Source organism: Rhizobium halophilum (assembly GCF_021648825.1).
Classification (GTDB): Bacteria; Pseudomonadota; Alphaproteobacteria; order Rhizobiales; family Rhizobiaceae; genus Neorhizobium; species Neorhizobium halophilum.
In genome coordinates this window covers 239,807-249,237 of the sequence record NZ_JAKJHS010000006.1, presented here as the reverse complement: position 1 = coordinate 249,237, position 9,431 = coordinate 239,807, and the positions used below count along the sequence as shown (strand labels likewise).

The 9,431-nt window shown below is 63.0% G+C and carries 9 protein-coding genes and 1 pseudogene; 5 read left to right on the top strand and 5 right to left on the bottom strand.

The features are described from left to right. Both LXM96_RS13855 and LXM96_RS13850 read left to right on the top strand, forming a co-directional pair. A pseudogene (locus LXM96_RS13855) lies at positions 1-324 on the top strand (methyl-accepting chemotaxis protein); the annotation flags it as partial. Between the two features lie 132 nt (positions 325-456). Then, positions 457-843, top strand: a complete 387-nt coding sequence (locus LXM96_RS13850; RefSeq protein WP_239999144.1) for a VOC family protein — start codon at positions 457-459, stop codon at positions 841-843. A 152-nt stretch (positions 844-995) separates the two neighbouring features. Here LXM96_RS13850 and LXM96_RS13845 read toward each other — a convergent pair whose 3' ends face one another. The 3 genes from LXM96_RS13845 to LXM96_RS13835 form a co-directional block, all read right to left on the bottom strand. After that, positions 996-2,642: a cisplatin damage response ATP-dependent DNA ligase gene (locus tag LXM96_RS13845; protein WP_239999143.1), complete on the bottom strand. Its 1,647-nt coding sequence runs from the start codon at positions 2,640-2,642 to the stop codon at positions 996-998. Beyond that, entirely contained in the window at positions 2,642-3,652 is a 1,011-nt protein-coding gene (locus tag LXM96_RS13840; RefSeq protein ID WP_239999142.1) for a ligase-associated DNA damage response exonuclease, read from the bottom strand. Before LXM96_RS13840 ends, LXM96_RS13845 begins: the two co-directional genes overlap by 1 nt. A gap of 99 nt (positions 3,653-3,751) precedes the next feature. Continuing rightward, entirely contained in the window at positions 3,752-5,251 is a 1,500-nt protein-coding gene (locus LXM96_RS13835; protein WP_239999141.1) for a diguanylate cyclase domain-containing protein, read from the bottom strand. A 179-nt stretch (positions 5,252-5,430) separates the two neighbouring features. Here LXM96_RS13835 and LXM96_RS13830 point away from each other — a divergent pair, with 179 nt between their 5' ends. Then, positions 5,431-6,795, top strand: coding sequence for a TIGR03808 family TAT-translocated repetitive protein (locus LXM96_RS13830; RefSeq protein ID WP_317208249.1), 1,365 nt, complete (start codon positions 5,431-5,433; stop codon positions 6,793-6,795). A 96-nt stretch (positions 6,796-6,891) separates the two neighbouring features. Continuing rightward, positions 6,892-7,551 (top strand): glutathione S-transferase family protein, encoded by a 660-nt coding sequence (locus LXM96_RS13825; RefSeq protein ID WP_239999139.1) that lies wholly within the window; start codon positions 6,892-6,894, stop codon positions 7,549-7,551. Here the strand turns inward: LXM96_RS13825 and LXM96_RS13820 are convergent. Then, the gene (locus tag LXM96_RS13820; protein ID WP_239999138.1) at positions 7,511-8,437 is read right to left on the bottom strand and encodes a LysR substrate-binding domain-containing protein; all 927 of its coding nucleotides are present in this window, start codon (positions 8,435-8,437) and stop codon (positions 7,511-7,513) included. The genes LXM96_RS13825 and LXM96_RS13820 overlap by 41 nt on opposite strands. Between LXM96_RS13820 and LXM96_RS13815 the strand changes: the two genes are divergently transcribed. Further along, positions 8,436-8,738, top strand: a complete 303-nt coding sequence (locus LXM96_RS13815; protein WP_239999137.1) for a hypothetical protein — start codon at positions 8,436-8,438, stop codon at positions 8,736-8,738. The genes LXM96_RS13820 and LXM96_RS13815 overlap by 2 nt on opposite strands. A 3-nt stretch (positions 8,739-8,741) precedes the next feature. Here the strand turns inward: LXM96_RS13815 and LXM96_RS13810 are convergent, their stop codons facing one another. Beyond that, a complete protein-coding gene (locus tag LXM96_RS13810) occupies positions 8,742-9,374 on the bottom strand; it encodes a glutathione S-transferase family protein (protein ID WP_239999136.1) in 633 nt (210 codons plus the stop codon). Positions 9,375-9,431: the final 57 nt, after the last annotated feature.

Here is a 9,431-nt window from a genome sequence, read left to right as displayed (position 1 = left end):
TCGGAGGTCAACACCGCCGTCAACCAGATGGACCAGGTGACGCAGCAGAACGCGGCGATGGTGGAGGAAGCCAATGCTGCCGGCGCAACCCTTGCCACGGAAGCCGGCCGCCTGCGCGAGCTCGTGTCGCAGTTCCAGCTCGGTGGCTCCCTCGCCTACCAGCCGGCATCGCAGCGCACGCCGGCACCGGTCGCCAAGGCAGGTGCGAAGTCCGCTCCGGTCGCCTCGCCCGCCCGCAGCATGATGGGTAAAATCGCCAACGCCTTCTCCGGCAAGGGCTCCGCCGCCGTCGCGGTCAGCAACGACAGCTGGGAAGAGTTCTGAAATCCAGACGAGCGACACCAGATGAGCGAAGGCGGGCATCACAGCCCGCCTTCGCATTTGTGGGTCTTATGCTATGAAGGCGACGCGTGCCGCGAGGACATGGCCGCAAGGACACGAGGGAAGCTAAGCATCATGAGAATCATCGACAGCGCCATTGGCGGTGTCTTCCTTGCCGTCAGCGATATCGAGGCGGCAAGCCGCTGGTACTGCGACCTGCTGCAACGGCCGTTCACGGAGGACATCCTTTTCGGCCATCTCTATGTGCTGTCGATGCGCACCGGCCCTGCCCCGGTCCTGGACAGCAAAGACTATAACGGACCGCACATGAACAAGGCGGCATTCCACTTCGACACGAAGGATCTGGCGGGCGCCCATGCGCACGCGCTAGTCATCGGCGCAGGCGATGTCTCGCCCATCCGCGATCACGCCTTCTTCACCTTCAAGGATCCCGACGGCAATCTTCTGATGGTTGCCGACGTACCTGCCGCCGCACCCTTCCGGGGCGATGAGGACTTCTAAAGCTTTACTCCCCAAAGCGAAGTCCGGAACTTCTTCTTCTTGCGCAGGTTTCGCGACATTGCGGTTCCCGCGAGTGGAGGAGCAGGCCGTGGACCGAGATGTTTTTCTTGCGCTCTTCGCCGTGGTCATCGTGACGTCAGCGGTGATGCTGCTTATTCCGACCTAGAAGGCGGCTGGACTTCCCGCGCCTCGACCATGGCGGTCAGCGTCGACAGACGATCGGCGTCGCGCGGCAGCTTGTCCATGCGCAGCCGGGCGATCCGCGGAAAGCGCATGGCGACGCCCGACTTGTGGCGGGTGGAGCGGTTGATCCCTTCGAAGGCGACCTCCAAGACGAAGCCAAAATCCGGTTCGGCCCGCACGGCCCGTACAGGCCCGAAGCGTTCCACCGTGTTGTCGCGCACGAACTTATCGAGGACTTCGAGCTCTGCATCGGTGAAACCGAAATAGGCCTTGCCGACCGGCACAAGCTGCTCGCCATCCGGCGTTTCCGCCCATACCCCGAATGTGAAGTCGGAATAATAGCTTGAGCGCTTGCCGTGGCCGCGCTGGGCGTAGAGCATGACGGCATCAATGTTGTAGGGATCACGTTTCCACTTGAACCACGGCCCCTTGAGACGACCAGCCTGGTAGGCGCTGTCCTTGCGCTTGATCATGACGCCCTCGATCACCGGGTCTGGCGGAGCGATGCGCAGCCGGTCGAGCTCGTCCCAGTCGGAGAAAGGGACGAGATCCGAAAGGTCGAAGCGGTCGTGCGGCGCCTTGTCGATCACATCGCCCAGCCGCTCGCGGCGCTCGAAGAAGGTGCGGGCACGGATGTCCTGGTCGCCCTGAAACAGGAGGTCGTAGGCGCGCACGAAAGCGGGGTAATCGTCCATCATGCGGCTCGTCACCGTCTTGCGGTTGAGGCGCTGCTGGAGGTCGGAGAAGGTGCGGGTCGGGCTGTTGGAGCGCATGGTGCCGCCGACCAGAAGCTCGCCATCGACCACGCCCTCGAAGTTGATCGCGTCAACGATATCGGGAAAGGCGCCGGTAATGTCGTCGCCGGAGCGGGAATAAAGCTTCTTCGTGCCGCCATAGCTCGACATCTGGATGCGGATGCCGTCCCACTTCCATTCGGCGGCGTACTCCTCCGGGTCGAGCTTTTCGAGATCGCCCTCCTCCACCGGATTGGCGAGCATGACGGAGTGAAAGATGGCGGGCGTTGCCAGCACCGGCTTCTCCGCCCTGCCCTCCAGCCAGGCGAAGAGCGGCTCGTAGGGTGGGCCGAGCCCATGCCAGAGCGTCTCGATCTCGGTGACGTCCTTGCCGCTCATATCCGACAACGCCTGCTTGGCGAGCCGGGCGGAGACGCCGATGCGGAGCGCACCGGTGGCGAGCTTCAGGAAGGCAAAGCGGCTGGAGGGATCGAGGTGGTCGAGCAAGTCGCGGACGGCGGCGCGGACTTCGGTCCGACCGAGCGAGTTCATCATCGTGACGACTTCGCCGAGCCGCGGCTGCTCCTCGTCGGTCGTATCGTCCTTCTCGCCACCATCCCAGACGAGCGCGATGGTTTCGGCGAGATCCCCGACATAATCGTAGGAATACTGGAAGAGGATCGGATCGAGCTTCTCCAGAACCAGTTCGCGCAGGAGCGCCGGCTTGATGTTTCTAAGATCGAGCGTGCCGGCGAGCGCCGCGAGGCCATAGCCGCGGTCGGGATCGGGGGTGTCGCGAAAATAGTCGGCGAGCAGCTTCAGCTTGCCGTTGCGCGACGGCGTCAGGACGAGGCGGTCAAGGAGGGTGGCGAAGGCTTTCATCAGTCCCCCTCGTCCTCGTAGCCGACGAGGTGCAGCGGCCGGGCCGGGATGCCTTGCAGTTCGCACCAGCGCACCAGCGCCTCCTCGCGGCCATGGGTTACCCAGACCTCCGACGGCCCGACTTCCCTGATCGTTTCCAGAAGTTCGGGCCAGTCGCAGTGGTCGGAGATCACCAGCGGCAGTTCGACGCCGCCCTGCTTGGCGCGCTGGCGCACCATCATCCAGCCGGAAGCAAAGGCGATCAGCGGCTCGTTGAAGCGGCGCGCCCAGCGGTCCTGGAAGGCCGATGGCGGGCCGACGACGACGGCGCCCTTGAAGGCGTCAGGATCCTTCTTTTCGAGCGTTGCCGGGCGGATGTCGCCGAGTTCGATCCCTTGCGAAACATAATAGTCGCAGAGTTTGGCCAAGGCGCCGTGGATGTAGATCGGCTCGTGGTAGCCGCAATCTCGGATAAGGCGGATGACGCGTTGCGCCTTGCCGAGCGCATAGGCGCCGATCATGTGGCTGCGCTCTGGAAACTGTTTTAGCGAGGTGAGCAGCTTGCCGATCTCGCCCTTCGGGTCCGGATGGTGGAAGACTGGCAGGCCAAAGGTCGCCTCGGTGATGAAGACGTCGCAGGCGACCGGCTCGAAGGAGGCGCAGGTCGGGTCGGTGCCACGCTTGTAGTCGCCGGAGACGTTGATCCTCAGGCCATCCTTCTGGATGAGGATCTGCGCGGAGCCGAGGACATGACCGGCGGGATGGAAACAGACGGTGACGCCGTCCACCTCGACGCGCTCACCGAACTCCACCGCCTGTTCTGATCCGCAGAAGTCCTCGCCATAGCGGATCCGCATGATGTCGAGCGTCTGGCGCGTGGCCAGCACCTTGCCATGACCGGCGCGGGCGTGGTCGGAATGGCCATGGGTGATCAGCGCCCGCTCGACGGGCCACACCGGATCGACATGAAAGCGGCCGATGGGGCAGAAGAGCCCGGCCGGGGTGGGATGAAGCAGCGCCTCTGGTTTCATGTGCCAAGAGATAGGGCGCGCAGTATCGGAAGAAAGAACAGTCGCCGATCGTCACCAGGAATGCGGGGCGCGGCCTGCCAATCGCGCCGGCATGGTGCCTCAGACACGCTCCCGCCACACCTGCAGACGGTCCCGCCCGCCGTTCTTTGCCGTGTATAAAGCCTTGTCGGCACGGTGCAGCAGAGTCTCCGGCGTTTCACCGTCATCAGGGAAGAAGGCGACGCCCATACTGCAGGTTACCTCCACGCTTTCCCCTTCGATGACGACGGGGCGGGAAATCGCAGCACGCAGTTCCTGGAGGCGGGTCACCATTCCTCGACTCTGTTCGTGCGCCGGATTGCTGAAAACAACGGCAAATTCGTCGCCGCCCAGGCGCACGAGAAGGTCGCTCGCGCGGATGCAATGGCAAAGACGTTTTGCAAGCGTCTTCAACACCTCGTCGCCAGCAGCATGACCGAGGGAGTCGTTGATCTGCTTAAAGTTGTCGAGGTCGATGTAGGTCGCGGTGATCCGCCGTCCCTCCCGCCGCGCTTCTACGATCGCGCGGTTGAACTGGGCCCAGAAGAGGGTGCGGTTCGGCAGACCCGTAAGCGGATCGTGATGGGCCATGTGGTGAATGCGCGCCTCGGTGCGGGCGCGCTCGATGGCTATTCCCGCGATATCGGTCGCCATCGCGGTCAGCTCCCGCTCCAGCGGCGTCGGCTCCCGCACCGTGGTGGAGTACAAGGCGAAGGTTCCAAGAACCCTGTCCTCCGTGGACAGGATGGGCGATGACCAACAGGAGCGAAAGCCGAAGCGCAAAGGCAGCTCCCGGAAACTCTCCCAAAGAGGATCCTCAAGGACATCGCTGACGATCACCGGCTCGCGGCGCCAGGCGGCAGTCCCGCAGGATCCGGCGCGGGGGCCGACCTGCAAGCCATCGATCAGGCGAATGTAATCGTCTGGCAGCCCGGGTGCGGCGCCGTGATGCAGGCGCTCCGTCACCTCATCCATCAAGAGCACGGACGCGGTCATTCCTTCCAGCTCATCTTCCGCCAGCTCGACCAGAGCGTGGAGGACCCTTTCCAGCGGTTGACCGCGGGCGACTATGTCCAGCAGTCGCGCGTGTCCGCGACGAAGGTCATCCTGCCGCTTGCGTTGAGTGATATCGCGGGAGATGCCGATCAGCCCGATGATGCGTCCATGACGGTCTCGCAATGGTGTCTTCGTGGATTGCAACCAGCGAAGCGAGCCGCGATACATCAGTTGATGCTCGTGATCGTTAAGCGGCTCTCCCGATGACATGACCGCCTGCTCCGCAACGAAGAGCTCCTCTGCCACCCCTGGCTCGAAAACGTCAAAATCGGTCTTGCCGAGCAGCGCCGCAGAATCGGATATTCCATGAGCCTGCGCGGTAGCCGTATTGATAAGGACGAAGCAGCTCCGTCGATCCTTGACGTAAATCTGTTCGGGAAATTGATCGATCAGTGCATGGGCATCCAACTCGTTTATCACGAGCAGAGCGTCCTGAATGTCGCCTTCTGTGGATGTTCGCAGCAGACGATCGCGCAGGTTCTCCAGAGCGGCAGCGTCAGACTTCAGATGCACGTCGTTGGACACGGGACTCCTCACCCAATGCCTCCCCAATTCCGTTCTGATTGAACTCGCCCCTGTTCGAGGGATAGTGAAGAGCAAATCCTTAATCTTCTTTAATATAATGGCGCAATTGCAGAGCTTTCGCGAAGTTGCCAGAAGTCGCGGAATGTTGGGAGGACGCCGTGCGGGGGAAAGGCAAAGCGGTGACAAGGCGTGACGCGATGGCGTTGCTTGCGATGGCGGCAGGCATGGCCGTTTTGCCGAGACGCGCCTGGTGCGGCCCGGCGCTCTCAGTCACGGATCTGCGCGGCACCATCGATGCCGGAGAAGCCGGGTTGTCGCCCAAACGGAGCGAGAACCAGACGGAGCAACTCCTTGACCTGATTCATGAGGCGATTCGCGGGGATCAGTGGGTCTTTCTGCCACCCGGACGCTACGAGGTCAGCAACCTTTCTCTGCCCCACAAGACCCGGCTCATGGGAACTGCCGGGGCAACAGAAATCGCCTTCGCCGGCGGCGGCAGCTTCCTTGGCGCCGAAGGTGCCGGGCGAATCGAGCTTGCCAACATCACCTTTAACGGTGCCGACCTCCCCCTGCCGGAGCATGCGCCGGCGATGCTGCATCTGCGCGATGTCGATGAAATCTCCATCGACAATTGCGCCCTGAAGGGCTGCGGCAAGACGGGCCTTCAACTGGAGCGCTGCGCCGGAAGCATCCGGGACAGCCGGATTGACGGCATCGGCGAGTACGGCCTCTATGCCATCGACAGCCGCGGCCTTTCGGTGCGGGAAAACAGAATCGCCAACTGCGGCAATGGCGGCATCCTGATTCACAGAAGCGAAGTCGGCGAGGACGGTTCGATCGTTTCCGGCAACCGCATCACGCGCACGGGCGCGACCTATGGCGGCACAGGACAGTTCGGCAATGCGATCAACCTCTACCGCGCCGGCGGGGTGATCGTTTCCGGCAACCACATCTCTGACAGCGCCTTTACCGCCATTCGCGCCAATGCCTCCTCCAACATCCAGATCTCCGACAACCAGTGTCTTCGGTCCGGCGAGACGGCAATCTATTCCGAGTTTGGCTTCGAAGGCGCCATGGTCACCGGCAACCTCATCGACGGAGCCGCCAACGGCATCAATATCGCCAACTTCAACGAAGGCGGTCGGCTGGCGATCGTTGCCAACAACATCGTCCGCAATATCTCGCTGACAGGCCCTTATGAGCATGACAGCGTCGGCTTCGGGATCGGCATCGGGGTCGAGGCGGATACGGTGGTGTCTGGCAACCTGCTCGAGAACGTACCGCGCTTCGGCATGCTGCTCGGCTGGGGCCCCTACCTGCGCAATGTGGCAGCAACCGGAAACATCATCCGCTCAGCCCGGATTGGCTGCGCCGTTTCCGTGGTCGAGGAGGCGGGGAGCGCGCTCATCAGCGACAACATCTTCGAGAGCTGCGAGGACGGCGCCATCCTCGGCTTCCGCTGGCACGATGCGGCAACCGGCGAACTGGCCGCGGGCGGGGAGACCTTCGGGCACCTGACGATCGACGCCAACCGGATAGGCTGATCCATCGAAAGAATTCATCGTGACCGAACGCGGAATGATCTTCCGCTTTTACGTCCTCACCCCTAGCGTGCGGAAAACACTCGACAGGAGAACACGATGCTGACGATCTATGGTGTCTATCGCTCGCGGGCCACGCGGCCGCTCTGGCTTCTCGAGGAGATCGGCCTCGATTTTGCCCACCAGCCGGTGATCCAGGCCTATCGCTTGCCGAACGCCGAGGCGCCGGATGCGTCGCTCAACACCCGCTCCCCGCAGTTCCTTGCGGTCAACCCGATGGCGCTGATCCCGTCGATGGATGACGACGGTTTTGTGCTACACGAGTCGCTTGCCATCACGCTCTACCTGGCGAAGAAGTATGGCGGTGAACTCGGCCCGAAGGATCTGCAGGAAGATGCGCTGATGGTACAGTGGGCGCTGTTTGCCGCAACGGGCATCGAGACCCCGGCTCTCGACATGCAGAAGCTCCTCGGCAGCGACCAGGCGAGTACGCCCGAAGGCACGACCAAGGCGCAGGCACTGGCGGCCAGCCTGGAGCGGCCGTTCGACGTGCTGGAAGCGCACCTGAAGGCGGCCGCCACCATCGTCGCTGGCCGCTTCACCGCAGCGGACATCATCGTGGCGGAGATCGTGCGCTACGCTCAAGGCTACGCACCGCTGTTTGCAACGCGCCCGGCGCTGAAGGCGTGGCTGGAAAGCTGCCAGTCCCGCGCCGGCTTCAAGGCGATGTGGGAGAAGCGCCTGCAGGAGCCGGCATAAGGCGGTCCACCGACCGCATCTCCTCGCGCAGCCAGTCACGGAACGCCCGCACCTTTGCGGGCGATCTGCTTCCGGCCGGGGTGACGAGATAATGCGCCATACCGGTGGAAGCCTCGATGTCAAACGGCTTCACCAAGCGCTCCTGCTCCAGAGCCAATGCTGCCAGCGTCTGCCAGGCGAGCATGACGCCCTGTCCCGCAATGGTGGCATCGAGGCAGAGCGAGGCGTCGTTGAAGACGTGGCGGGTTTTCATGCTGGCACCTGTGAGCCCAGCCTTTTCCAGCCAAATCCCCCAGGAGAAGAGCGAGGGACCGTCGATAATCGCCGGCAGCTTCAGGATGTCTGCAGGCTCCCGCAGCCTTTCTGCAAGCGAAGGCGCGACGACAGGGAAGACGCGCTGCTCCATCAGCAACTCGGCATCGACACCCGGCCACTGCCCGCCGCCGACGCGGATGGCGAGGTCGATGTCCCCGGTACCGAGGTCGGCGAGCGCTGTGGTCGCCTCTATTCGCAGGCGAATCTCCGGGTGCTTCTGCGAGAACCGGTCCAGTCGGTGCACCAAAAATCGGGCAGCAAAGACGGGCGCCACAGAGATCGTCAGCACCGTTTCGTCCGTCTGCCGGCCAAGCATCACCGCCTGTGAGAGACCGTGAAAGGCTTCCGTCAGCCGCGCCAGCATCGGCCTGGCAGTTTGCACCGGAACCAGCCCCTTCGGCGTTCTGTGGAAGACGGTGCGGCCGAGTTGTGCCTCGGCCTTGATCACCTGCTGGCTGACCGCTCCGAGTGTCACGCCAAGTTCATCGGCCGCCGCCTGCAGCGAGCCGAGCCGCCCAACGGCTTCCAGCGCCCGCAGGCCATTCAGATGGAGCGTGTTCAGGTTTTTCATGCAGCTTTTCTATAGTCGGCGCCTGAAGAACTCAATGGATTGCCTCGTTGATCGGCGCGATGATGTGCCTGCAAGTCAACCTACTTGCGAGGTAAAAGCCATGTCGCCGCTACAGATAATCTTGAAGCTCTTTCATTGGCTCGCTTCCCCTGAACAGCTGCCGTTTGATAATGAGAATCCCTTCCGTCACCCAGACATCGCGCAGATGTCGGCGCGGCAGCTTGCGGACCTGCCGATGTCCCGCGCGGCGCAGAAGCGCATCGATGCCGAGGATGCGCCACCGCTCAAACGCTGCGCCTGAGGATCAGGCTGCCGCCGCCTCCTTCTCCGTTTCCAGCGCACGCTGCACTGCCGGGCGCTGGCGCAGACGGCGGTAATGCTCCGCCACTTTGGGGAAGGCATTGATGTCGACACCGGCGCCACCAAGCCAATCTGCCATGGTGAAGAGGTAGCAATCCGCAACCGAATAGTTTTCGCCAAGCACGTAAGGGCCTTTGAAGAGGTCGTTCTCGATGACGGCGAAAGACTCTTCCATGTTGCGGGGCATCTTCGCCGCCATGTCCTCCAGCGACTCCGGCTTCTCCGCCCAGCGATAGCCGCGGCGCTTGTGGGCGTAAGCGACGTGGACCGTGGAGGCGATGAAACTGTTAAAGCCCTGCATGCGCGCGAATTGGAAGGGATCGTCGAGCGGCGCAAGCTTCGCCTCCGGCGCGGCCTGGGCAATGAAGGCGAGGATTGCGGGGCTTTCGATCAGGGTGCCCTTGTCCGTCACCAGTGCGGGGACGCGGCCGTTCGGGTTGTGCTTCAGGTAATCCGGCGAGCGCTGCTCATCCTTGGCGAAGTTCACCCGCCGCAACTGATAAGGCAGCCCGCATTCGGCGAGCGCAATGTGGCTCGCCAGCGAGCAGGCGTTTGGTGAAAAGAACAGCGTGAACATCAGCGACCTCCATCCGGGTGACGGAGGTCATCTGTCGCCCGCGGCGGCAGGTTCAAG